At 71.2% G+C, this 24,444-nt stretch carries 20 protein-coding genes; 7 read left to right on the forward strand and 13 right to left on the reverse strand.

Translation table 11 applies throughout. The features are described from left to right. The first annotated feature begins 15 nt into the window (after window positions 1-15). Together BLU79_RS17720 and BLU79_RS17725 are read left to right on the forward strand one after the other, a co-directional pair. Complete coding sequence (locus tag BLU79_RS17720) at window positions 16-1,563, forward strand: alpha/beta hydrolase (RefSeq protein WP_093906742.1); 1,548 nt, start codon at window positions 16-18, stop codon at window positions 1,561-1,563. 134 nt (window positions 1,564-1,697) lie between these two features. Then, complete coding sequence (locus BLU79_RS17725) at window positions 1,698-3,245, forward strand: alpha/beta hydrolase (protein WP_093906743.1); 1,548 nt, start codon at window positions 1,698-1,700, stop codon at window positions 3,243-3,245. Window positions 3,246-3,328: 83 nt separating this feature from the next. Here BLU79_RS17725 and moeZ read toward each other — a convergent pair whose 3' ends face one another. From moeZ to BLU79_RS17780, 12 genes are all read right to left on the reverse strand, one after another. Then, the gene (gene moeZ / locus BLU79_RS17730; protein ID WP_093906744.1) at window positions 3,329-4,507 is read right to left on the reverse strand and encodes an adenylyltransferase/sulfurtransferase MoeZ; all 1,179 of its coding nucleotides are present in this window, start codon (window positions 4,505-4,507) and stop codon (window positions 3,329-3,331) included. Window positions 4,508-4,570: 63 nt separating this feature from the next. Next, the gene (locus tag BLU79_RS17735; RefSeq protein WP_093906745.1) at window positions 4,571-5,350 is read right to left on the reverse strand and encodes a spherulation-specific family 4 protein; all 780 of its coding nucleotides are present in this window, start codon (window positions 5,348-5,350) and stop codon (window positions 4,571-4,573) included. Further along, window positions 5,338-6,333, reverse strand: coding sequence for an NAD-dependent epimerase/dehydratase family protein (locus BLU79_RS17740; protein ID WP_093906746.1), 996 nt, complete (start codon window positions 6,331-6,333; stop codon window positions 5,338-5,340). Before BLU79_RS17740 ends, BLU79_RS17735 begins: the two co-directional genes overlap by 13 nt. Before the next feature lie 139 nt (window positions 6,334-6,472). Next, entirely contained in the window at window positions 6,473-7,798 is a 1,326-nt protein-coding gene (locus BLU79_RS17745) for a hypothetical protein (RefSeq protein WP_093906747.1), read from the reverse strand. Continuing rightward, a complete protein-coding gene (locus tag BLU79_RS17750; RefSeq protein ID WP_093906748.1) occupies window positions 7,795-9,513 on the reverse strand; it encodes a DUF3492 domain-containing protein in 1,719 nt (572 codons plus the stop codon). The genes BLU79_RS17745 and BLU79_RS17750 overlap by 4 nt, the downstream gene beginning before the upstream one ends. A 228-nt stretch (window positions 9,514-9,741) precedes the next feature. Next, window positions 9,742-11,370: a dipeptide ABC transporter ATP-binding protein gene (locus BLU79_RS17755; RefSeq protein WP_093906749.1), complete on the reverse strand. Its 1,629-nt coding sequence runs from the start codon at window positions 11,368-11,370 to the stop codon at window positions 9,742-9,744. Further along, window positions 11,367-12,365, reverse strand: coding sequence for an ABC transporter permease (locus BLU79_RS17760; RefSeq protein ID WP_093906750.1), 999 nt, complete (start codon window positions 12,363-12,365; stop codon window positions 11,367-11,369). The genes BLU79_RS17755 and BLU79_RS17760 overlap by 4 nt, the downstream gene beginning before the upstream one ends. Beyond that, window positions 12,362-13,360, reverse strand: a complete 999-nt coding sequence (locus BLU79_RS17765; RefSeq protein ID WP_093906751.1) for an ABC transporter permease — start codon at window positions 13,358-13,360, stop codon at window positions 12,362-12,364. The genes BLU79_RS17760 and BLU79_RS17765 overlap by 4 nt, the downstream gene beginning before the upstream one ends. A gap of 4 nt (window positions 13,361-13,364) precedes the next feature. Then, window positions 13,365-15,083 carry an ABC transporter substrate-binding protein gene (locus BLU79_RS17770; RefSeq protein ID WP_093906752.1) on the reverse strand — a complete coding sequence of 573 codons (1,719 nt, stop codon included), beginning with the start codon at window positions 15,081-15,083 and terminating at the stop codon, window positions 13,365-13,367. Window positions 15,084-15,277: 194 nt separating this feature from the next. Then, window positions 15,278-15,370: an Ms4533A family Cys-rich leader peptide gene (locus tag BLU79_RS50010; protein WP_323377644.1), complete on the reverse strand. Its 93-nt coding sequence runs from the start codon at window positions 15,368-15,370 to the stop codon at window positions 15,278-15,280. Window positions 15,371-15,426: 56 nt separating this feature from the next. Beyond that, a complete protein-coding gene (locus BLU79_RS17775; protein ID WP_093906753.1) occupies window positions 15,427-17,172 on the reverse strand; it encodes a DUF3152 domain-containing protein in 1,746 nt (581 codons plus the stop codon). Window positions 17,173-17,180: 8 nt separating this feature from the next. Beyond that, entirely contained in the window at window positions 17,181-18,197 is a 1,017-nt protein-coding gene (locus BLU79_RS17780; RefSeq protein WP_093906754.1) for an alpha/beta fold hydrolase, read from the reverse strand. Window positions 18,198-18,447: 250 nt separating this feature from the next. Between BLU79_RS17780 and BLU79_RS17785 the strand changes: the two genes are divergently transcribed. The 4 genes from BLU79_RS17785 (at window position 18,448) to BLU79_RS17800 (ending at window position 20,429) form a co-directional block, all read left to right on the forward strand. Then, window positions 18,448-18,672: a hypothetical protein gene (locus tag BLU79_RS17785; RefSeq protein WP_093906755.1), complete on the forward strand. Its 225-nt coding sequence runs from the start codon at window positions 18,448-18,450 to the stop codon at window positions 18,670-18,672. Between the two features lie 239 nt (window positions 18,673-18,911). Continuing rightward, on the forward strand, window positions 18,912-19,553 hold the full coding sequence (locus BLU79_RS17790; RefSeq protein WP_093906756.1) for a TetR/AcrR family transcriptional regulator: 642 nt from the start codon (window positions 18,912-18,914) through the stop codon (window positions 19,551-19,553). Between the two features lie 176 nt (window positions 19,554-19,729). After that, a complete protein-coding gene (locus BLU79_RS17795) occupies window positions 19,730-19,957 on the forward strand; it encodes a DUF3107 domain-containing protein (protein ID WP_019754243.1) in 228 nt (75 codons plus the stop codon). A 202-nt stretch (window positions 19,958-20,159) separates the two neighbouring features. Further along, window positions 20,160-20,429 (forward strand): hypothetical protein, encoded by a 270-nt coding sequence (locus BLU79_RS17800; RefSeq protein ID WP_093906757.1) that lies wholly within the window; start codon window positions 20,160-20,162, stop codon window positions 20,427-20,429. A gap of 149 nt (window positions 20,430-20,578) precedes the next feature. On the opposite strand, the gene BLU79_RS17805 is transcribed toward BLU79_RS17800, so the two are convergent. Next, window positions 20,579-21,334: a ferritin-like fold-containing protein gene (locus BLU79_RS17805; RefSeq protein WP_371131881.1), complete on the reverse strand. Its 756-nt coding sequence runs from the start codon at window positions 21,332-21,334 to the stop codon at window positions 20,579-20,581. 482 nt (window positions 21,335-21,816) lie between these two features. Between BLU79_RS17805 and BLU79_RS17815 the strand changes: the two genes are divergently transcribed. After that, window positions 21,817-24,363: a DEAD/DEAH box helicase gene (locus BLU79_RS17815; protein WP_093906760.1), complete on the forward strand. Its 2,547-nt coding sequence runs from the start codon at window positions 21,817-21,819 to the stop codon at window positions 24,361-24,363. The last annotated feature ends 81 nt before the right edge of the window (window positions 24,364-24,444 follow it).

The raw sequence follows: 24,444 nt of genomic DNA on the forward strand, positions 1-24,444 counted from the left end.
CCGCAGGATGGGACCATGCCGAACCCGCCCCGGACGCGCGCCGCTGCCCTGACCGCCACCGCCCTGTTGATGGCCTCCCTGCTGGCGGGCTGCAGCGACGACGATCCCGGGGACGAGGATCTGACGGCCCAGGAACTGAGCTGGAAGGACTGTCCGGCCCCCTCCCAGGCGCAGGGCGGCGGGGGCAGCCCATCTCCGCTGCCGGACGCCGGCACCTGGCAGTGCGCCACGATGAAGGCGCCCCTCGACTGGGCCGAACCCAAGGGCGACACGATCGGCATCGAGCTGATCCGAGTGAAGGCGACCGGCGACCAGAACCGGCGCATCGGCTCGCTGATCTTCAACTTCGGCGGGCCCGGCGCCTCGGGCGTCACCACGCTGCCCGCTGCCGGCGACGCGTACGAGAAGCTGCGCACCCGCTACGACCTGGTGAGCTTCGACCCACGCGGGGTCGGCCGCAGCGAGCCCGTGATCTGTGAGAGCGACCAGCAGCTCGACGCCTACTTCCAGCAGGACGCGACGCCGGACGACGCCGCAGAGCGGACCGAACTGCTGGACAGCACCAAGCAGTTCAACGAGGCGTGCGAGAAGAACTCCGAGGAGATGCTGCCGCATGTGCGCACCACGGACGCGGCTCGTGACCTGGATCTGATGCGCCAGGTCCTCGGCGACGACAAGCTGCACTACTTCGGCATCTCCTACGGCACCGAACTCGGCGGCGTCTACGCCCACTTGTTCCCCAAGAACGTGGGACGGGCCGTCTTCGACGCGGTCGTCGACCCCACCAAGAACCCCGAGCAGAGTTCGCTGGCGCAGGCCCAGGGCTTTCAGCTCGCGCTCGACAACTTCGCCGCGGACTGCACCGCCAAGGCCGAGGCCTGCCCGATCGGCGACACCCCCCAGCACGTCAAGGACCGCATCGCCAAGTTGCTGAAGGATCTTGACAGCAAACCGATCCAGGGCATCTTCCCGCGCGAACTGACGCAGTCCGCCGCGACCTCCGGCATCGTGCAGGCCATGTACTCGAAGACCCTCTGGGACTTCCTCACCCAGGCCCTGGCGCAGGCCTACGACGGTGACGGCAGTTCCCTGATGCTGTTGGCCGACTCGAACAGCGGGCGCAGTGAGAACGGCGAGTACAGCAATCTCGTCCCGGCCAATGTGTCGATCAACTGCGCCGACGACAAACCCCGCTACACAGCCGAGTACGTGGAGCGCAGACTGCCCGAGTTCCGGGCCGCCTCGAATCTGTTCGGCGACGCCCTGGCCTGGTCCATGCTCAGTTGCACCGACTGGGCCGTGGCGGGCGCCGCCGGCCATCCCGACGTGAGCGCACCCGGCTCGGCGCCGATCCTCGTCGTGGGCAACACGGGCGACCCGGCCACGCCGTACGAGGGCACGCAGAGGATGGTGCAGGCGCTGGGCAAGGGGGTGGGCGTCGAGTTGACGCTCAAGGGGCAGGGACACGGGGCGTACAACAGCGAGAACAAATGCGTGCAGGACGCGGTGAACGGCTATCTGCTGGACGGGAAGGTGCCGACGGCAGGCACGGTCTGCTCCTGAGGCAGCCCGGAAGCCGCCAAAGTAGCAGGTCAGAGAGTTATCCACAGGCTGTCACGGGCTTTTCGAGATCTGCCTACTATGGCCTGACCGCCATCCGCGGCATGGAGCGGACGGCCTGCGAGGGGGGAACTGACATGGCGCGTTTCGTACGGTGGACGGCCCTGACCGCCGCCGCGGCGCTGCTGGTGACGGGCTGCAGCGGCGGCTCGTCCGACGGAGACAAGGCCGGCGGGAGTTCGAGCGGGCCGAGTTCACCGGCCACGTCCACCGGCTTGGCGACCCCACTGCCCTCCTCATTGACCTCGCAGACGCTCGACTGGGAGCGCTGCAAGGCCACCGGCGGCTCCCCCGCGCCGGGCGACGAGTGGCGGTGCGCGATGCTCAAGACCCCGCTGGACTGGTCAAAACCGGACGGCAAGACGATCGACCTCGCGCTGATCCGCGCCAAGGCCACCGGCGACGACCGCATCGGCTCGCTCCTGTTCAACTTCGGCGGCCCCGGCGGCTCGGGGGTGTCCACGCTGCCGTGGTACGCCTCCAGCGCGTCCGAGCTGCGCGAGCGGTACGACCTGGTGAGCTGGGATCCGCGCGGAGTGGGCGCGAGCGAGGGTGTCCGCTGTCGCGGCGACAAGGAGATCGAGGCGTCCGAGTCCGTGGACATCACGCCGGACACCCCGGCCGAGGAGACGGCGTACTTCCGGGACACCGCCGACTTCGGCAAGGGCTGCCAGAAGTCCGCGGGCAGGCTGATGGCGCATGTGTCGACCACCGACACCGCCCGCGACATGGACCTGATGCGCCAGGTCCTCGGCGACACCAAGACGCACTACTTCGGCATCTCCTACGGCACCGAACTCGGCGGCGTGTACGCCCACTTGTTCCCGAAGAACGTGGGGCGCCTCATCCTGGACGCGGTCGCCGACCCGAGCGCCGACGCGGAGGGGCACGCGGAGAACCAGGCCCGGGGCTTCCAGCGCGCGCTCGACAACTACCTCAAGTCCACCGGCCAGGACGCCGAAGAGGGCTCCCAGAAGATCGTGGACCTGCTGAAGCGGATCGACGCGAACCCGCTGCCGGCGTCCTCCAAGCGAAAGCTCACAGAGACACTCGCACTCACCGGCATCATCAGGCCGCTGTACAGCGAGGCGAGCTGGCCGACGCTGACCAACGCCCTGGCCGCGGCCGAGCAGGGAGACGGCTCGGAACTCCTGGCACTCGCCGACGACTACAACGACCGCGACGCCTCGGGGCACTACGACACAGGGGCCCACTCACAACGGGTCATATCGTGCCTGGACGACAAGCAGCGGCCGACGGTCGAGGAGACGAAGAAGCTGCTCCCGCGATTCGAGAAGGTCTCGCCCGTGTTCGGACCCATGCTGGGCTGGGACACGGCCGGCTGGTGCCACGACTGGCCGGTGGCCGGGCAGTACGACACCCCGGAGGTGAGCGCGCCGGGTGCGGCACCGATCCTGCTGGTCGGCAACACCGGCGACCCGGCGACGCCCTACGAGGGCACCCGGAGGATGGCGGACGAACTGGGCAAGGGCGTCGGCGTGATGATCACTTGGAAGGGCGAGGGCCACTCCGCGTACGGGAAGGGCAGCGACTGCGTCGACTCCACGGTGAACGCGTATCTGCTGCAGGGGACGGTCCCGAAGGACGGCAAGGTCTGCTCATGACGACGGCGGGGGCCTCGGGCACCCATGGTGCGCGAAGCCCCCGCCGCCGGAGCGAGGCCCGCCTCACGGGCGGGGCCGGCCGCTCAGTAGATCGGCTTGCTCGGCTCGATCTGGTTGACCCAGCCGATCACACCGCCACCGACGTGCACCGCGTCGGCGAAGCCCGCGGACTTCAGGACCGCGAGGACCTCCGCACTGCGGACACCCGTCTTGCAGTGCAGGACGATCTTCTTGTCCTGGGGGAGGCTCTCCAGGGCGGTGCCCATGAGGAACTCGTTCTTGGGGATCAGCTTGGCGCCGGGGATCGAGACGATCTCGTACTCGTTGATCTCGCGGACGTCGATGATCTCGATGTTCTCGCCGTCGTCGATCCACTCCTTGAGCTGCTTGGGAGTGATCGTGGAGCCGGCGGCCGCCTCCTGGGCCTCCTCGGAGACGACGCCGCAGAAGGCCTCGTAGTCGATGAGCTCAGTGACGGTCGGGTTCTCGCCGCAGACCGCGCAGTTCGGGTCCTTGCGGACCTTGACCTGGCGGTACTGCATCTCCAGGGCGTCGTAGATCATCAGACGGCCGACCAGCGGCTCGCCGGTGCCGGTGAGGACCTTGATGGCCTCGGTGACCTGGATGGAGCCGATGGACGCGCACAGCACGCCCAGGACACCGCCCTCGGCGCAGGAGGGGACCATGCCCGGCGGCGGGGGCTCCGGGTAGAGGCAGCGGTAGCAGGGGCCGTGCTCGGACCAGAAGACGGAGGCCTGACCGTCGAAGCGGTAGATCGAGCCCCACACGTACGGCTTGTTCAGCAGCACGCAGGCGTCGTTGACCAGGTAGCGGGTCGCGAAGTTGTCCGTGCCGTCGACGATCAGGTCGTACTGGCTGAAGATGTCCATCACGTTGTCGGCCTCGAGCCGCTCCTCGTGAAGGATCACGTTCACGTACGGGTTGATGCCGAGGACGGAGTCACGGGCGGACTCGGCCTTGGAGCGGCCGATGTCGGCCTGGCTGTGGATGATCTGGCGCTGCAGGTTCGACTCGTCGACCTCGTCGAACTCCACGATGCCGAGCGTGCCGACGCCCGCGGCGGCCAGGTACATCAGCGCCGGCGAGCCCAGGCCGCCGGCGCCCACAGCCAGCACCTTGGCGTTCTTCAGCCGCTTCTGCCCGTCCATCCCGACATCGGGGATGATCAGGTGGCGGGAGTACCTGCGAACCTCGTCTACGGTGAGCTCGGGGGCCGGCTCGACCAGGGGTGGCAGCGACACGGGGACTCCGTTGGTCGGTCGATCACTACATTTGTTCTCTCCGTAACAGTGCCATGGCCTTTTTCATTCCGAGACACCTGTTCCGATCCGCGAGACGATTTCGTCCCAGTAGCCGGGCAGGGTCTCCCAGGGGTCGCTGCGTCCGCCGCGGTCCGTGCGGTCGGTGAACCAGATCGTCGAGGCGCCCTGCCAGCGGGCGATACGCAGTGCCTCGTCGAGATGGCCGAGGGGCACACCGTGGACGAAGTGGCAGAAGCGGTCGGGCGGGTAGTCGGCCGTCCACTCCGCCACCTGCGACCAGCGGTAGTCGCTCCACGAGCCCCGGAAGGTGACCAGTTGGTCGGCGCACTCGGCGTATCCGGGGTGCGGGTGGGTGCCGTGGCCGAGGACGATGTGGGCCTTGTCACGCAGCGCACGGAGCGAGGTGGCCGTGCGGCGGATCTCGGGCAGCGCGGCGCTGTCGGTCGGGCAGCGGTCCAGGAGGAAGCCTTCGACCCGGTACCAGTCGAGGTACCGGTGCGCCTCGGAGATCACCTCCCCGAAGGCACGCGCGCCGGAGGCCGTGCCGAGATGCGCCGTGCCGAGCCGTGCCGTGTCGAGATGGCCGAGGACACGGACTCCCGCGGTGCGGAGCCGTTCGACGGCCTGCAGACAGTGAGAGTCGGGGCGGGCACCGGGGCCGTCGGCGACGTTCAGGACGACCCACTGCACCGGAGTGCCGGGACGGGTGAGTTCGCCCCACTCGGTGGGGGCGAGAAGGGGGTGTGCGTAGCCGGGGATGCCGAGGCCGGTGCGGAGGTCTGTGCTCGATGCGGTCGGTGTGGTGCCGGTCAGATACGGCATGCCGCCTCCATCCAGATGTCACCGAGTGACTCTTCGAGGTTGATGCGGGGGCGCCAGCCGAGCCGGTCGCGGGCGGTGCGCACATCGGCCTGCTGCCAGCTGCCGCAGCCGTCCGGGTACGGGTACGCGGCCGGGGAGGCGTGTCCCGGATGGGCCGCCTGTCCCACATGGGACATGTGGTCCGAGTCGCCGCGCGGGTGGCCGATGGTGGGCCGCAACGGGCCGGGCGGGCCGTCGAGTTCATGGAGGGCGCCGCCGTATCCGGCCACCCGGGCGAGGACCGCGGCGGCGTCGCGGAGGCGGACGGCGCGGCCGGAGCCGATGTTGATGACGCCCTGCGCCGCGGAGAGCGAGGCGGCGTGCACGGCGCGAGCCACATCGCGGACGTCGATGAAGTCGCGCTGGGCGCCGAGGCCGGTGAGTTTGAGCTCGCCGTCGCCGGACTGCATGGCGCGACGCATGGCCTCGGCGAGGCGGCCGAGAGGGGAGCCGGCGGGGGTGCCGGGGCCTGCGGGTGAGAAGACCCTCAGGACCACGGCGTCCAGGCCGGAGCCCAGGACCAGTTCGGTGGCGGCGAGTTTGCTGACGCCGTACGGGCCGCCGGGGCGGGGGACGGAGTCCTCGGCCGTGGAGGAACCGGGCTGGCTCGGGCCGTACTCGGCGCCGCAGCCGATCTGGACGAGGCGGGCACCGCAGCCGCTGCGCCGCAGGGCCTCGCAGACGGTGGCGACGGCGACGGTGTTGTGGCGGGTGAGTTCGCGGGCACCGCCTCGGGTGGCGCCGGCGCAGTTGATGACGACACCGGGGTGGACCGCGTCGAGGAAGCGGGTGAGGGCGCCGGGACTGCCGGACGCGAGGTCGAAGCGGACGTCGGCGTCGTCGCCGCGGCCCAGCGCGGTGAGTTGGACCGCGGGGTCGGCGAGGAGGCGGTCGGCCACGAAGCGGCCTAGGTAGCCGTTGGCTCCGATCAGCAGGACTCTCATCGGGCGGCTCCCGTGGCCGAGGGGTGGTCGGGTCGGGAGGTGATCATTTGGGGTTCTCCTTCACATGCTTCAGGGAGAGGGACTTCAGGAAGGGGCACTTCGGCGCGCGTGTGGGCGCCTGGTGGGGCTTGCCGGCGCGTCACCACGGCTGGTCCTGCGTTGCGTGTGCCGACGCCCTCGTGAGGGTGCGTGTGGCGTGGAGCAGGAGGGCCAGCGCGCCCGCACCGCAGGCGATGGTGGGGACGGCGACCGGACCCCATGTGTCGATCAGGGCCTGTACGGGGGTTGCCAGCCAGCCGCAGCCCGGGAGGCGGGCCGCGAAGAGGGCGGCCAGGGCCGTTGCCTCGGCTGAGGCCGCGGCCGTGAGGACGAGTGCGGGGGCGTGCGTGAAGCCGTGGGTGGTGAGGAGGCGGGCGAGGAACAGGAGGGCGCCCAGGGTGAGGCTCTGGAGGTAGGCGGCCGGCTCGTCCAGGACGGTGGCGGTCAGGGCCAGCAGGGCTGTCAGAGCGCCGAGATAGAGGGCGAAGGTGCCAAGGAGCAGGGGCTTTGCGGAGGTTGCGAACTCCTCCAGGGCTCGGCTGGCCGACAGTTTGCGGCGGGCCCGTACGGCGAAGAGGTGGGCGCACCAGGCCGCGGGGGCGCAGGAGAGGGTGAGAGCCAGGACGGGGGCGGTGGCGAGGGGCCAGGGACCGTCGGCGGTGCCGGTGGGGAGGGTGTCGGGGCCTCCGGTGGCGGCTGCGCGAAGGAGCCCGTCGCCCAGGAGGGAGTAGGCGATGAGCCAGGAGGTGCGGGTGGCCGTCGGGTTCGTGCGGTCCGTGGCGGCGAGCGGGCCCCGGGCCAGGGCCGCGCGCAGGGCGAGGGCCACGGCGAGGGCCCCCACGGCGGCCGCGATCAGGCGGGACTGGCCGTGGGTGAGGTGCAGGGCGGTCATGGCTGCCGCGCACGAGGCTCCGGGGAGGAGGGTGAGCAGAAGCCAGTCGGCGCGGGCGCGGGGGGTGATCAGGGGCGGGACGCCGGTCGATGTCTCGGCGTCTCGGGGCACTCGGGCGTACATCTCCTCCGCCAGGGAGAAGACGTCCCGGTGCAGGAAGCGTGCGGCGGTGCGGTCGGTGACGCCGTGGGCTTCGAGGCCCGCCGCGATCTCCAGGGGATCCACCGCGCGTTCGCACAGTTCGCGGTGGCGGTGCATCAGCGCCTTCACGGGGTCGGCGCCGGTCCTGCGGGTGGGGGCCGGTCGAGAACCGGCGCCGGTTGGCTCAGGGGCGGTGGTGGAGCGCTTGCCGGCGCCGGCGACGGCTGCCTCCCTGGCCGTGAAGGACCCGTCGGCTCCGGCGGCATCGGGGTGCGTATCGGCTCCGTCTTCGCGTGTGTGCGGCTCTGCTCCGAGCCACTCCCCCGACCGTTCGTCCCATGCTCCGGGGCTGGTCGGGACCCCTGGGCGGTCCAGTCCTCCGAGGCCGCTCATCGCGCTCCCTCCGTGGCGGGCAGCGCGGTGGCGCGTACGGGGGCTGCCGTCGGGCGGGCCGGGCCGCCGCGAGCCACCAGGCGTGTCGGGCGCTCGGTCCAGCGGCCGGGGACGTGGGCCTCGGCGGGGACGGCGAAGGGCAGGGGGGCTCCGGCCTCGTCCAGGACGACTCGGCGGACCGGTGTGCGTGAGACGATCTCCAGGTAAATGCCGTGAAATGCCGTGATGTTCTGCTCGACGGTGAACAGTTCGAGCGCACGCGCGCGTGCGGCCGCGCCCAGGCGCTCACGGCGCTCGGGGTCACGCAACAGCGCCACGCAGGCCTCAGCGAGCGCCCGTGGGTTGCGCGGCGGTACGACGAGACCGGTGCCACCGATGACCTCCACCACCGCGCCGACGTCGGTGGACACCGTCGCGCGACCGCAGAGCATGGCCTCGACCAGCCCGATCGGGAAACCCTCGACGACGCTGGACAGGACGGTCACGGCGCCCGAGGCGTGGGCGTCGGCGAGGGCCGGGATCTCCGGGCCGCCGATCTCCTCGAAGGAGACGGGGTTGTCGCCGACCCTGTGCGGGCCCTCCGCCTCGTCGGGGAAGAGCTGTGCGGCCAGCGCCTTGCAGTGTCCGAGGTAGGCGGCGCCCTCGGGGCCCGAGGGGCCGGCCGAAGTGCCGACGATCCGCAGGCGGGTCTTCGGCTCCTCCTTGCGGACCTCCGCGAAGGCGTGGAGCAACGACACCAGATCCTTGGCGGGTTCGACCCGGCCGACCCAGACGAGCGTGTCCGGGTCCGCGCACTCCGGAGCCTCGCCGACCTCCGCGAAACGGGTGGCGTCCATGCCGGGGTAGACCGTGCGGAGCTTCTCGCGGTCGGCGCCGCAGCGCTCCTGCCAGCGGCGGGCGTGGCCGTTGCCGGGGGTGATGAGGGTGGCCCGGGCGTAGGTCTCGGCGGCGAGCCTGCCGTGGAAGGCGGCGAGCAGGGCGCGTACGGCGGGCGAGGACCCGCCTGCGGCCAGGTAGTGCGTGCGGAGCCGGACGCCGTACTCGGTCAGCAGCAGCGGTACGTCGCAGAAGTGGTGGGCGAGCAGGCCGGGCAGGGCCGCCGAGCCGCCGGACGCGGCGTGGCAGAGATCGACCGAGCCCAGGCCGTCGTCCTCGTACCAGTCGAGCGAGAGGGGGCGCAGGGCACGTTCCACCTGCGCGGTGACGGCCAGCAGATCGGGTACGCGCGCCTCACGCGCCGCACTCAGCGCACCGCGCGCTCGACAGGCGCGCTCCAGGGCGCGTACGGCGGCTTCGGAGCGGAGCGCTCCCACCAACCCACCCTCGTCGCGGGCAAGTTCGGCGAGTGCGTACAGCGCGTTGCCGAAACGGTCCGCCTCAGTGGCCGACGCGTCCTCGCAGACCCCGGAACCCCCCATGGCGCCGCCGGCACAGAGCACGGCCACCAACTCGCCGTAGCACTCGGCGAACCGTCGGCGTGCGCGCCGCCCGTAGACCACCCCGTCGTCCTCGGCCGTCCACAAGGGCGCCGTACGCACCCTGCCGACCTGCGGTGGCAGCGGGACCCAGCCCTCGGCCTCCTGGCGCTCGCTGCGGCTGAGCGCGTAGATGTCGAACTCGTGCTGCCCGAGCCCGCGCACGAGCCGGTCGCACCAGAGCCTGGCGTCACCGCTCACATACGGATAGCCACCCTCCGCAATCAGTCCGATGCGCACGAGTACACCCCCGATCTCCCATAAGGGAGCCGCCGTTCCCCCGGCGGCTCAAGCGGGACGAACGTAAGCGGACAAGGCGGTGGCGCGACGGACGGTTGTCCATCGCGCCACCAAAAGGGGTGAACGGTCGTAACTTTCCCGTGCGGGTCGCGTTCCGTCGCGCTAGGAGATCAAACGCGCACGGATCGTCACACATGAACGGCGGTCACCCAGGACCGGCCCGGACGGTCACACCACGGCCAACTCCCGTCGCGCGGCCCGCCGCTGGGCCGCGATCCGCGGGTCGAGCGCGGGTACGGCGGCCAGGAGCTGCTTGGTGTACGGGTCCTGCGGGCTGTCGTACACCTCGTCCGCGGGCCCCTCCTCGACGATCCGCCCGCGCCGCATCACCGCGACCCGGTCGCTGACCTGGCGTACGACGGCAAGGTCGTGCGCGACGAAGACGAGCGCGAGTCCGAGTTCACGCTGCAACTCGCCGAGCAGGGCGACCACCTGGGCCTGGGTGGTGACGTCGAGCGCGGAGACGGGCTCGTCGCAGACGATGAGGCGCGGCTCGGCCGCGAGTGCCCGCGCGATGCCCACGCGCTGACGCTGGCCTCCGCTGAACTCGTGCGGGTAGCGGTCGAAGTGCGCCGGTTCGAGCCCCACACGCTCCAGCAGTTCCCGCACACGCCCCCGGATGCGCCCGTCGTCGAGCTCCCCACGCGCGCGGAGCGGGTCGGCGATCGACTCGCCCACGCTGCGGCGCGGGTTGAGGGAGGAGACGGGGTCCTGGAAGACCATCTGCACCGCGGGATTCACGCCCACGCGCGCGTGGCCGTCGTAACGGACCTCTCCCGCCGTCGGCTCCAGAAGGCCGACCAGCATGCGTCCCAGCGTCGTCTTGCCGCTGCCGCTCTCCCCCACGATCCCGAGGGTCTCGCCGCGGTGGATCGTCAGCGACACGTCGTCCACCGCCGCGAACGCCCGCTTCCCGCGCCCGAATTCACGCCGGAGGCCGCTCGCTTCCAGGACGACGTCCGTAGGCCCCTCGCCCGGCCCGGAGACGGCGCGAGGTGCATCCACACGCGGAACCGCGCCGAGCAGCTCGCGCGTGTACGGCTGGGCGGGCGCCCCCAGTACGTCGGCGACCGGCCCGTGCTCCACCGCCCGCCCGTGCCGCATCACCAGCACCTCGTCGACGCTCTCGGCGGCGACGCCGACATCGTGCGTGACGAGGAGGAGCCCCATGCCGGTCTCCTCGCGCAGCCTGTGCAGCAGGTCGAGGATCTGGGCCTGGACGGTCACGTCGAGCGCGGTCGTCGGCTCGTCGGCGATGAGCAGGTCGGGCTCGCAGGCCAGCGCCATGGCGATGAGGGCACGCTGGCGCATGCCGCCGCTGAACTCGTGCGGGCGCGAACGGGATCGCCGTACGGCGTCCGGAATGCCGACCCGGTCCAGTACCTCGACGGCACGCGCGCGTGCCGTTCGCCGGGACACGCGCGCGTGCACGCGGTACACCTCGGCGATCTGGTCGCCGATGGCGTAGTACGGGTCGAGGGACGACAGCGGGTCCTGGAAGACCATCGCCGCCTTCCCGCCGCGCAGCCGCCGCAGCGCCTCCTCCGGCGCCTTCTGTACGTCGACGCCCGCCACGTCGATCGCACCGCCTACCCGCGCACCCGTGCCCCGGTGCAGCCCCAGCAGGGCCGAGGCGACCGTGGACTTGCCGGAGCCGGACTCGCCGACGAGGGCGAGGGCGGCGCCGCGCTCCAGCCGGAAGGTGAGGCCGTCGACGGCGCGCAGGAACCCGAACTCGACCGTCAGGTCGGTCACTTCGACGAGGCTCCCGGAAGAAGCCTTCCCGGCGTCGCTCATACCAGCACCACCCGTCGGTCGGCCACCGCGTACAGGACGTCCGCGACGGCGCCCGCGAGGACCACGAAGAAGCCGGTCACCAGGACCATGCCGACGACCACCGGCAGGTCGACGACCTTGACCGCCTCGACCATCTCCTGGCCGATGCCGGGCAGGCCGAACAGCGTCTCGGTGAGCACGGCCCCGCCGAACAGCACGCCGATGTTGTTGGCGTTCACGGCGATGAGCGGGGCCACCGCGCCGCGCAGGGCGTGCCGCCAGATGATCGCCCGCTCCCCGACGCCGTAGGCCCGGAAGGTGCGCACATGGTCCTCGGCGAGGGTCTCCAGCATCGAGGCCCGGGTCAGTCGGGCGTATGTCGCGGACTCGATGAGCGCGAGGGACAGCCAGGGCAGCAGGAGGTTCCAGGCCCACTGTTCGGGGTCGTCGGTGAAGGCGACGTACTGCGGGAAGGGCAGCAGCTCCAACTGGCCGCAGACGACGATCATCAGCACGAGGCCGATGACGAAGACGGGCGTGGACATGCCCGCGAGGGTGAGCGTGGTCAGCAGCCGCTCGGTGAGCCGGCCGCGTCGCCACACCGACAGCACGCCGGTACCGACGCCGATGACCAGCCACAGCACCATGGCGCCGAGCGCGAGCGAGGCCGTGACCGGCAGCTTCGCCAGGATCAGCGACGTGACCTGCTGGTCGCTCTGGTACGACAGCCCGAGGCAGGGCGCCGAGCAGTGCTGGACCGAGGTGCCGGTGGAGTAGTCCTGGCCGACGAGGAGGCCCTGCAGGAAGTGCCAGTAGCGCGTGTACAGCGGGTCGTCGAGGTGCAGTTGCTCGGCGACCTGCTGCACCTGGGCCGGCGAGCAGCGCGGGCCGCAGGTGATCTGGGCGACGTTGCCGGGGGTGACGTAGAAGACGACGTAGATGACCACGGAGAGGGCGAGGAGGGTGACCACGGCGCCGACGGCGCGACGCAGGACGAAGCCGGCGAATCCGCTCACAGCGCACCTCCCTCGTTCTCCCGCTTGCGGCCCGTCCCGACCCGCAACCGCGAGGCCGCGCGGGGGTCGAGGGCCGTGCGTACGCCGTCGCCGAGCACGGTGAGGGCGAGGACGGTCACGAACAGCGCGCCCGCGGGCAGCAGCAGATACTGCGGTGCCGCCTGGTACCAGACGTCCGCGGAGGTGAGCATCTGCCCCCAGGAGGGCGTCGGCGGCTTCACGCCCACGCCGAGGAAGGACAGGGCCGCCTCGACGGTGATGTTGGTCGGGACGAGGATCGCCGCGAAGGTGATGACCGGGGCCGCGAGTCCGGGAAGCAGTTCGCGGCGCGCGATCCGGACGGTGCCCCAGCCGCTGAGCCGGGCGGCGGCGACGTAGTCGAGCTGTTTGAGGGTGAGCGTCTGCGCGCGCACCATCTTGGCGAGCGTGCCCCAGCCGGAGACCAGCCCGACGACCAGCGCGACCAGGACGGGGCGCGGGAAGCTCGTGGGCACGATGGCGAGCAGGGCGAGCGCGACGACCATCAGGGGCATCGCCACGAAGATGTCGGCGACCCGGGTCAGGACGAGGTCCACCCAGCGGTTGCCCAGCCCGGCCGCGACGCCGATGACGATGCCCAGCAGGAGCTGCACGACCGTCGCCGCCAGCGCGACCCCGAGCGACACGCGCGCGCCGTAGACCAGCCGCGCGAACAGATCGCGCCCGGTCTGCGGTTCGACGCCGAGCCAGTGGTCGCCGCTGATGCCCCCGAACGACCCGATGGGCACGCCCCCGCGCGCGGAGTCGACGAGCGACGGGTGGTAGGTGGTCGGGTCCTGACCCTCGATCGCGGTGAGCAGCGGCGCGGCGAGCGCGACCAGGACGAGCAGCGCGACGACGACCGCCGCGACGAGGGCGGCGCGCTGCGTCCGCAGCCGCCGCCAGAACGGACGAGCCCCCGAGGCCCCCGGAGCGGACGCCCCGGGAGCCTCGACGGCGAGAACTGCCTCACTCACGGCGCTACTTCACCGCGACCTGGGAGATGTCCAGCACACCGGTCCAGTCACTGATGACGACGTTCTTGATGTCCTCGCCGTACAGCCGCTTGTAGACCGGGTGGAACAGCGGCACGGTCAGCGCCTGCTCGCCGATCTTCTTGTCCAGCGCACCCCACCGCTTGGCGGCGGCGTCCAGATCGGTCAACTTGTTGATCGCGTCGATTTCGGCATTGACCGACTTGTCATCGAGCAGGCCCGTGTTGAAGTTCGCGCCGTCCTTGACGATCTGCCGACCATCGAAGATCGGCGCGAGGAAGGGACCGCCGGAGGGCCAGTCGGCACCCCAGTGCGCGAGGAAGAAGCCTGGCTCGGTCTTCACGTTGTGGATCTTGTCGGAGTAGTCGTTCTCCTCCAGACCCTGGAGCTTGACCGTGATGCCGGCCTTCTTCAGCGCGTCCTGGATCGCGGTCGCGATCTCGGGGCTGGTCTCGAAGTCCTGGGCGTTGGAGTGGGTCAGGGTGACGGTCAGTCCGTTCGCGTGACCGGCCTCCTTCAGCAGCTCCTTGGCCTTGGCCGGGTCACCGGCCTTGCCCGCCGGGAAGTGGTCGTACGCCGTGTAGCCGAAGGACTTCTGGTCCGGCAGGAAGGTGGTGGCGGACTCGGCCAGCGCGGAGCCACCCGCGGCGTTGACCACGGACGACCGGTCGATGGCGTACGAGATCGCCTGCCGCACCTTGGCGTTGTCGAACGGCTTGACCGTCGGGTTGAAGGCGATGTAGTTGGTGTAGCCGAAGTGCCCGGTACCGACACGAGCGGCCAGCTCCTTGTCACCGGTCACCTTGGCCAGCTCGGCGGGCCCGAGGTTGGTGTCCGTGGTGACCGCGGCGGCGTCCACGCCCTGGGACGAGGACAGCCGCTGGTTGATCACGGACGAGTCGAGCCCGGACCGCACGTCGATCTTGTCGGGGTACGCCTTGCGCTCGTCGTCCGTCGAGGCGGACCAGTGCGTGTTGCGCTCCAGGACGAGGTGCTCACCGTCGTTCTCGTTCTTGACGACCTTGTACGGCCCCGACGAGACCGGGTGCTCCTCGTACTTCGTACCGGTGTCCTTGTCCTTCGGCACCGGCGTGAACTGCGTCTGCGTGGCGAGGTAGGGGAACTCGCCCTCGGGCTTGTTGAGATGGAAGACGATGGTCCGCTCGTCCGGCGTCTCGATCGCGGACAGGCCCTTCTTGTCCTTGTACGGCCCCTGGTAGTCGGCCGCGCCGACCAGCCAGTCCCTCAAGTAGGGGGCGCCGCCGGACAGTTCGGGGGCGAAGGAGCGCTCAATGCCGTACTTGATGCCGGCCGAGGTGATCGGGGTGCCGTCCTCGTACTTCAGCCCCTCCTTGAGGGTGTACGTCCACACCGTCGCGTCCTTGTTCGGGCGCCCGGTGTCGGTGGCGAGGTCGGGGACGACCTCGGCGCCGGTCTCGCCGTTCTCGCGGTTGCGGGTGGTGAGGGTGCGGAAGACGAGCGAAGGGACGTTTCCGCCGCCGGAGGTGTACAGACGGGCGGGGTCGAAGTCCTGCTGCGGATCGCGGTTCAGGACCGTGAGCGTGCCGCCCTTGTGGGGCGTGGAGTCGCCGCCGGCACTCTTGGCATCGTTGTCGTCAGGCCCGCAGGCGGCGGCGCCCGCTGCCACGACCAGGCTGACGGTTGCCGCGGCCACGCGGCGCGCTATGACGGACGGTTGACGCATCGGAGACGACCTCTCGGAATGATGAGTCTCGAATAGCGAGACAGATTGACGCGGAGTGAGACGGAAAGGGGCAGACATCCGCCCCGGCGTCAGGTCGTCGAAACCCCTGGACGAGCCGCGGGATCAGAGACCCGTCGGCGACTCACAGGAGTGGCAAGAAAGAAGATCGCGACGCGAACGCCAGGCGGCGGGCGTCAGCGACAGTGAATGTCGGCCACGCACAGAGCGGTCACACCAATGAGCGCCAGCTCGATGGCGGCGCGAGAGGAGGTGTGACGGGTCGACATGTGCAGAAATATGTACGAACAAGCTGCACATGTCAATGTGACGTGTGAGTCATCCGTCAACTCCCGGGATACGCCCAGGGATTGGCCCGGCAGTGGATTCCATTGCGGTCGAGGAACTTGGTCTGCTGCTGCATGACGGGCGCGAGGTCGCCGTCCTTGTCGCAGGTGACATGGGGGAAGCCGAGCCGGTGGCCGACCTCGTGGTTGATCAGCATCTGCCGGTACGCGTATATCTGGTCACCGTATGTCTCCGACCCCTGCGCCCATCTGTACGCGTTGATCATCACGCGCTCGGTGGCGGTCGAGTTGCACGAGACGTTGTCCTCGGTGGTGTCGAGTCCGGACTTGGCGCACCAGTCGGCGGTGGTGCCGGGGCTGGCCAGCGTGATCACGAATTTGGGCGTGCCGGAGTAGATGCGCTCGAAGGTGCGGGCGCCGTTGTGTGCCCAGCTCCGGTCGTCGTTGAGGGTCTTCTGCACGGCCTCGGCGAAGAGTTCGGCGTCAAGGCCGAGCCCCTGCTCCACATCCACGCGATAAGTGATCTTCTGCCCCGTGCCGGGCGCCTTGGCGATCCCCGGGACAGCATCGAACTTCCCCGAGCCCTTGAGCTTCGCGCTGAGCGCGTACTTCTCGCCCATCGCCTGCTCATACGTCAGCGGCGTCGCGCTCGGCGAACCGGACGGCGTCGGCAGCCCGCCCCCGCCCGAGGCCGGGTCACGGGCGTCCCGCGCCTGATCGGTGGCGGACTGTGACTGTACGTCGCTGTCGTCCCGCCCCTTCGTGACCTGCCCGGCGACCACGACGGCCAGCACGGTCACGACGGCGGCGGCCGCGATGCCGGTGAAGGCCCGGCCCTTGGCGCCCTTCGCCGGCACGGGCTCGCCGGTCGGCGGGGCGTCGTCGTCACGGTCGGTGTCGTTCGGGACGCCGACACCGGTCCCGGGATCCCAGTCGGTGACGGAGCCGTACGGGTCGGCGGCGTGCCCGGAGTCGGACGTACGGGGCGCGAAGACGTCGACGTCCCCACCGAAGGCGTCGACGTAGTCCTGCCGAGGCCCTTCGGACGGCGGTGCCTGCCGGGGCCGCGGCAGGGGAACCCCGGTCCCGGGCGGAGCGCCGGCCGGCGCGGGACCGCCCTGGGCGACCCCGGGCTGCCCCCTCAACTCGCCCCAGCCACCACCGGCTTCACGCTGCTCGGGGTGGCCGCCGCGTATCAGAGGGGTGCCATGGGCGGGGGTGCCGTCAGGGAGACGGGGGACCCCGTGCGCGGGCGTGCCGTCGGGGAACCTCGGCATGCCATGGGCGGGCGTGCCGTCGGGCAGCCCCGGGAAGCCGTGCGCGGGCGTGCCGTCGGGGAACCTCGGGAAGCCATGGGCAGGCGTGCCGTCAGGGAACCCCGGGAAGCCGTGCGCAGGCGTCCCGTCGGGCAGCCGCGGTACCCCCTGCGCGGGAGTGCCGTCCTGGAAGCCACGCCCTCCGTACGCCGGGGGCCCACCCGCCGGCATCCCCGGCCGGCCGGGCGCCTGGCCTGGCACCCGGCGACCGCCGGGCCCACCGGGCTGTCCGCCGGGGCCACCTGGCCCGCCCGGACCACCGGACTGCGGCCAAGCTCCCTGGCCCGCCCCTGGCGCCATCCCCGGCCGGGAAGCCGGAGCCCTGCCAGGGCCGGGGCCCGGGCCCGGCGCAGACGGTCCCCGCCGGTCCGCGCCCGCCTCCGGCTGTGCTCCCCGAGAGCCCTGTCGTGCAGTTGTGTCCGCGGTGTCCCGCTTGGCGGCGGAACCGCGGCGGCTGTGCCGTCCCACGTCGCGCCTCAGCTCCCCGCGCTCTCGGTGACGGCGTCGTCCTCGCCCGCGACCTGCGGGTCGGCGTCCGACTCCACCGCCTCCGCGAGGAGTTCCCGGAACGCCCGGGCGACCACCTCCGGGTACTCCATCATCGCCACGTGCCCGGCCTCCGGCAGGCTCAGCAGGCGGGAGTCACGGAAGGTGCGCGCGGCCTTCTGGCTCATGCGGTGGCCGACGAGCTGGTCCCGGCCGCCGTAGATGAGCAGCGTCGGCGCCAGCACCCGCTCGGCCTGGCGCCACAGCGCGTGCTGGCCGCTCAGCGTGTAGGCGTTGACCAGTCCGCGCGCGGAACGCGTCATCGCGTCCCAGAAATACGGCAGTTGCAGTCGCCGTTCCATCTCCTCGACCGCGTTGCGGAGCGCCTCGGACGACACCCGCCCGGGGTCGCCGTAGCACAGGTGCAGCACGCCACGGACCCGCTGCTCGGCCGTCCACTGCCTGGTGAAGCGGGTGAAGAGTGCCGTCACGCCGGGCACCGCGAGCAGCGCCGTGGGCACGGCGGTGCGCTGGACGCGGATCTCGGGCAGCGCGGGCGACACGAGGGTGAGCGAACGGACCAGGTCGGGGCGCACCGCGGCGACCCGTGTCGTGACCGCTCCGCCGAGCGAGTTGCCGAAGAGGTGGACGGGGCCGCGGTCGGAGGCGTCCAGATAGCGGATCACCGCGCGTGCGTGCGCGGTGATCGAGTAGTCGCCGTCATCCGGCGGTGGCGAGTCTCCGAAGCCCGGCAGGTCGACGGCCTCACCGTCGACGTGGCCCTCGAGCTGCTGCATCAGCGCCGACCAGTTCTGCGAGGAGCCGCCGAGCCCATGGACGTACAGCGCGGGCGGAAGCCCCTCGCGCGCGGGCGGTCTCGAACGCACCGTCAGCGTGATCCCCGGCAGCCCGACCGATCGAAGCCGCTCCCCTTCGGCGACCCTTACGGTCGCCACCTTGGGGAGCACATTGGCGGCCGACACGGACGGCAGCTCGGTCGAAGACATGCGGCAATGTTACGAGACGATCACGCCATGGTTCATGTGTTCGCCATCACAACTCGGCACGTACATGGCAAACATTCGGCCATGCGGGGCACGCCGGAATCGCCCGCAAATCCCCCGCATATACCCCGCGGATCGCATAGCGTCCCGAACCGGTGTCTCCTAGGCTCGTACGCAGGGCACCCGTATGTGGACCCCTGCTTCACCCATGGACGTCGTGCCCCACGGGGACGTTCCAGGAAGGGAGCCCGCCATGGCCGTCGATCCCACCGACCCCGAGACATTCACGGACGACGACACCGAGGAAGCCGAGGAGTACGACGTCGAGGCCCCCGCGGCCGACGCGGCCGAACAGCACGCCGATGTCAGGCTCGATCGCGACGACCGGCCGACCGGCGCGAACCAGGACCGGGCCAACGAGGCCGATCTGATCGAACAGGCCCGCGTCGTCTCCATCGACGAGGACGACTACCGGTGAATCGACGACGGCCACCGGCGACATGTGCGCACTTGTGCGGCCGTTGAGCAAGAAAGTGATGCCGTTGAGCAGGAAAGAGACCGCTTGCTGACCGCTTCACCCCGATTTCAAACCTTCTGCGGGGCTTTCGTCGCTGTCCGGTCCGTGAAATTCTGCGCTCGCACCGCGCACACCCGGGTTACCGAAAAGTACGATGGCGACGCGGCGCACACCGCATGTGGACGACATTGGGAGGCGGCGTGACAGCCATCGAGCAGACAGAGGCGGCACGCCCGCGGGGCACTCGCCTGCCGCGCCGTGCCCGACGGAACCAGCTCCTGGGTGCTGCCCAGGAGGTGTTCGTCGCGCAGGGCTACCACGCTGCAGCGATGGACGACATCGCCGAGCGCGCCGGCGTGAGCAAGCCGGTGCTCTACCAGCACTTCCCGGGCAAGCTCGACCTCTATCTCGCGCTGCTGGACCAGCACTGCGAGTCCCTCATCCAGTCCGTACGCAACGCGCTCGCGTCGACGACCGACAACAAGCAGCGCGTGCGGGCGACGATGGACGCGTACTTCGCGTACGTCGAGGACGACGGCGGCGCCTTCCGCCTGGTCTTCGAGTCGGACCTGACGAACGAGCCGGCGGTGCGCGAGCGCGTCGACAAGGTCACGAACGAGTGCGCGGAGGCGATCTGCGAGGTCATCGCCGAGGACACCGGCCTCTCGCGCGCGGAGTCGATGCTGCTCGCCTCCGGCCTCGGCGGACTCGCCCAGGTGGTGGCCCGATCGTGGCTGCACAGCGACCGCAGCGTGCCGCGCGACCAGGCGGTGCAGCTGCTGACGTCCCTGGCGTGGCGCGGCATCGCGGGCTTCCCGCTGCACGGCATCGAGCACCACTGAGCCCGCGCCGCTGAGCGCGGCCGACGCGTACGCGCGTGTGCGGGGCGTTTGTTCCCGTCCACTGTTCGCTCCTGGCGTTCTTGGGCGGAGGGTGTACGTCCCCTCACCGGGCTAATGTGTGCTGGGTACGGCGCGTAAAGGTCGCGCACTTCACTGACCGTCGGAGGGACATAGCCGTGGAGGTCAAGATCGGCGTGCAGCACGCGCCCCGCGAGATCGTTCTGGAGAGCGGTCAGAGTGCCGAGGAGGTCGAGCGGGCGGTGTCCGAGGCGCTGGCCGGGAAGTCTCAGCTGCTGAGCCTCGTGGACGAGCACGGCCGCAAGGTCCTGGTCCCGGCCGACCGTCTCGCGTATGTGGAGCTCGGTGAGCCGGCCCCGCGCAAGGTGGGCTTCGGCGCGCTGTAGCCAGCAGCGGCAGGCAGAGCAAGACGGGAGGGGCCCGGCGACCAACGGTCGCCGGGCCCCTCCCGTCTCTGTATCCGTCTCCGTATCCGTCTCCACGGATGGCTCACAAGTCGATCACAGAGGAGGATTGCATTCCGCAGGTCAGGGGTATGACGGCCTACGACCGTTTCGAGCAGGTCGGCCATGTGGGAGGGACCCCAACATGCTCTTGGAAGCGCTCAGCTCCGCGATCCTAGGCCTGGCGCTGGCCTTGGCCGCGGCCCACCGCATGCCGCACCGCCTGCCCACCCGCTCCCTCGTCCTGCCGACAGGTGTCGCCGGCGCCCTCTTCGGCGCCTTCATCACGCACACCGCACTGGACTTCGGCAACCTCTTCGTGATCCTCATCGGCTCGGCAGTGGTCTCCGCCGCCTCTCTCTCCCTGCTGGTACGCCCCGCGGGAAGACTGAGCCGACACTCGGCGACCGCGTAGACCCTGAGGACGACCGGCCGCCGGAAGCCTGACGGCCACGTCTCGACGCCGGTCCAGGCAATGTCAGCCCGTCCGGCGTTCGAGGACAAGGCCCCGCAAGGGCCGAAGCGGGGGTCTGGGGGCGGCAGCCCCCAGAGCGGGACCGCGCCCTAGGCAGCGAGCCCCAGCGCAGCCATCCGCTTGGTGTGCGCCTCAGTGATCCGCGAGAACATCTTCCCGACCTCCGCGAGATCGAACCCGTCCGCGACCCCACCCACCAGCATCGTGGACAGCGCATCCCGATCGGCAACCACCCGCTGGGACTGCGACAGGGCCTCCCCCATCAGCCGCCGGGCCCACAGCGCAAGACGCCCACCCACCCGCGGATCGGCATCGATGGCCGCCCGCACCTTCTCCACGGCGAACGACGCGTGCCCCGTGTCGTCGAGCACGGCCAGCACCAGCCCCCGCGAGTCCGAGTCGAGCCGGGCCGCGACCTCCCGGTAGAAGTCACTGGCGATCGAGTCACCGACGTACGCCTTGACGAGCCCCTCCAGCCAGTCCGACGGCGCCGTCTGCTTGTGGAACCCGTCCAGCGCGGCGACGAACGGCTCCATGGCCTCCGTCGGCTCGGCCCCGATCTCCGTCAGCCGGTCCCGCAGCTTCTCGTAGTGGTGGAACTCCGCCGACGCCATCTTCGCCAGCTCCGCCTTGTCCGCCAGCGTCGGCGCCAGCTTGGCGTCCTCCGCCAGCCGCTCGAACGCCGCCAGCTCCCCGTAGGCCAGCGCGCCGAGCAGGTCCACGACAGCGGCCCGGTACTGCGGATCGGCGGAGGCCTGCGCCCAGTCCTGGGCGGCGACCCCGGTGTGTTCGACGGTGGAGTCAGCGGTGTCAGCGGCGTCAGGGGTGTTGTCAGGCGTCGTCATGAAGCGCACAATAGCCCGCTCACCGTGTCACGGAAGTCCCTGGTCAATCACTGTGACGCCGACTACGTGACCAATTCGGCCATCGCATGTGCGCGTTTCCGGGGTATGGTGGTAATGCGCCCGCTGAGTACCTTGATGTACTCGACGGGCCGCACGTTATGAGGATGCCCGGTCGGTGGCCCGATCGGCTCCGACCCGACAGCCCTCCCCGGCCGTACGGCACTGTGCGTACGACGACCGGAGGGACACCCTCAGCGGTACGAGCGCTAGAGCGTCGGCAGTGGTCCCGTGCCTTACGGCCCGACCGTACGGCAGCCGACGTCCCCCGGCACGGTCCGTCAAAGACCCCCGCGCTCGCCTCGCACCGCGTACACAGAAGAGGCAGCACCCTGACTACGACTTTCCGAGAGCTCGGGATCTTTCCCGAGACCGCCGAGGCCCTTGAAGCCGTCGGCATCGTCAACCCCTTCCCCATCCAGGAGATGACCCTCCCCGTCGCCCTCTCCGGCACGGACGTCATCGGCCAGGCCAAGACCGGCACCGGCAAGACGCTGGGCTTCGGCCTCCCGCTCCTGGAGCGCGTCACCGTCCCCGCCGACGTGGAGGCCGGGCGCGCCAAGCCCGAGTCCCTCACCGACGCCCCGCAGGCGCTCGTCGTCGTCCCCACGCGCGAGCTGTGCACGCAGGTCACCAACGACCTGCTGACCGCGGGCAAGGTACGTAACGTCCGCGTTCTCGCGATCTACGGCGGCCGGGCCTACGAGCCCCAGGTCGAGGCCCTGAAGAAGGGCGTCGACGTGATCGTCGGCACCCCGGGCCGACTGCTGGACCTCGCGGGCCAGAAGAAGCTCAACCTCAAGCACATCAAGGCGCTCGTCCTCGACGAGGCCGACGAGATGCTCGACCTGGGCTTCCTGCCCGACGTCGAGAAGATCATCAACATGCTGCCGGCCCGCCGCCAGACCATGCTGTTCTCGGCGACCATGCCGGGCGCGGTCATCGGCCTCGCGCGCCGCTACATGTCGCAGCCCACCCACATCCGCGCCACCGCGCCGGACGACGAGGGCGCGACGGTCGCGAACATCGCGCAGCACGTCTACCGCGCACACAACATGGACAAGCCGGAGATGGTCGCGCGCATACTGCAGGCCGACGGCCGGGGACTGGCCATGGTCTTCTGCCGTACGAAGCGCACCGCGGCAGACCTCGCCGACCAGCTCCAGCAGCGCGGCTTCGCCTCCGGCGCGGTCCACGGCGACCTCGGCCAGGGCGCCCGCGAGCAGGCGCTGCGTGCCTTCCGCAACGGCAAGGTGGACGTCCTCGTCTGCACCGACGTCGCCGCGCGCGGCATCGACGTCGAGGGCGTGACGCACGTCATCAACTACCAGTCGCCGGAAGAGGAGAAGACGTACCTGCACCGCATCGGCCGTACGGGCCGCGCGGGCAACACGGGTACGGCGATCACGCTCGTCGACTGGGACGACATCCCGCGCTGGCAGCTCATCAACAAGGCGCTGGAGCTGAACTTCAACGACCCGCCGGAGACGTACTCCACGTCCCCGCACCTCTTCGAGGAACTGAGCATCCCCGCGGGCACCAAGGGCGTCCTGCCCCGCTCGGAGCGCACGCGCGCCGGGCTGGCGGCGGAGAAGCTGGAGGATCTCGGCGAGACCGGCGGGCGCGGTGCGCGCGGTCGCGGTGGCCGTGGCGGCCGGGACGACTCCCAGGCGTCGTCGGACCGCGAGCGCCCGGCGCGTACGCCGCGTCGCCGTCGCCGTACGCGCGGCGGATCCGCACTGGACGGGACACCGGCGCCCGCCGCCGGTGCCGGCACTCCGGAGGAGACCGCCGAGGCCGTCACCGCGCCTCGCACCCCGCGCCGTCGGCGCCGCACCCGTGCCGGGGCGACGCCGGAGCAGGCACCTGCCGTGACGGCCACGTCCGCGGACCCCGCGGAGGCAGCCGTCGCGACGGCGGAGGGCCCGTCCCTGGACACCGTCGAGGAGACCCCGGCCAAGCCACGACGCCGCCGGACGCGCAAGTCGGCGGAGCCGCAGGCGACTTCGGCTGACGCCGGGGCGACGCCGGAGACGGAGGCCGCGAAGGTCACGGAGGCCGTTCAGGCGTCCGAGGCTGCCACGGCTCCGCAGGCCACCGAGCCCGAGGAGGCTCCGGCCGCCAAGCCGCGCCGCCGCACCCGCAAGGCGGCGGCCACGGCGGAGACCGCGGTCGCCACGGCCGAGGGCACCACGGAGGCCGTACAGCCGGCTCCGGAGGCCGCCGAGACCAAGCCGAAGGCACGCCGCACCCGCAAGGCGACCGCTGCCACGGAGACCGCGGAAGCGGCTCCGGAGGCCGCCGAAGCCGCGCCGAAGGCACGTCGTACCCGCAAGGTGACCGCCGCCGCGGAGACCGCCGTGGACACGGCCGAGGCCGTGGAGGCCAAGCCGAAGGCACGTCGTACCCGCAAGACCGCGGCGACCGTCGAAACCGCCGACATCCCGGCCCAGACGACCCAGGAGCCGGAGGCCGCCGAGGCTGCGCCGAAGGCACGCCGCACGCGCAAGGCGACCGCCGCGGCGGAGGCTGCCGTCGACACGGCCGAGGCCGTGGAGGCGAAGCCCCGGCGTACGCGCAAGGCCGCGGCCACCGCCGTGGACACGGCCGAGGCCGTGGAGGCCAAGCCGCGCCGTACCCGCAAGGCCGCAGCGACCGTCGCGGAGCCGGAGGCCGCCGAGGCCAAGCCCCGGCGCACCCGCAAGGCCGCGGCCACCGCCGAGTCCGCCGTGGACACGGCCGAGGCCATCGAGGCCAAGCCCAAGGCACGCCGCACCCGCAAGACCGCGGCGACCGCCGACATCCCGGCCCAGGCCACCCAGGAGCCGGAGGCCACGGAGGCACCCGCCCCGCGCCGCCGTACCCGCAAGGCGGCGGCGACCGTGGAGGCCGCCGACGGCGCGGCCGAGGCCAAGCCCAAGGTGCGCCGCACCCGCAAGGCCACGGCTGCCGCGGAGCCCACGGAGGGCTGATCTCCCGTACGACGGCCCGGTCCCACCTCGTGTGGGGCCGGGCCGTCGGCATGGGCACCGGCCCACCCCACGCCCGCCCCC

Origin of the sequence: Streptomyces sp. cf386, from assembly GCF_900103585.1 — a bacterium.
GTDB lineage: Bacteria > Actinomycetota > Actinomycetes > Streptomycetales > Streptomycetaceae > Streptomyces.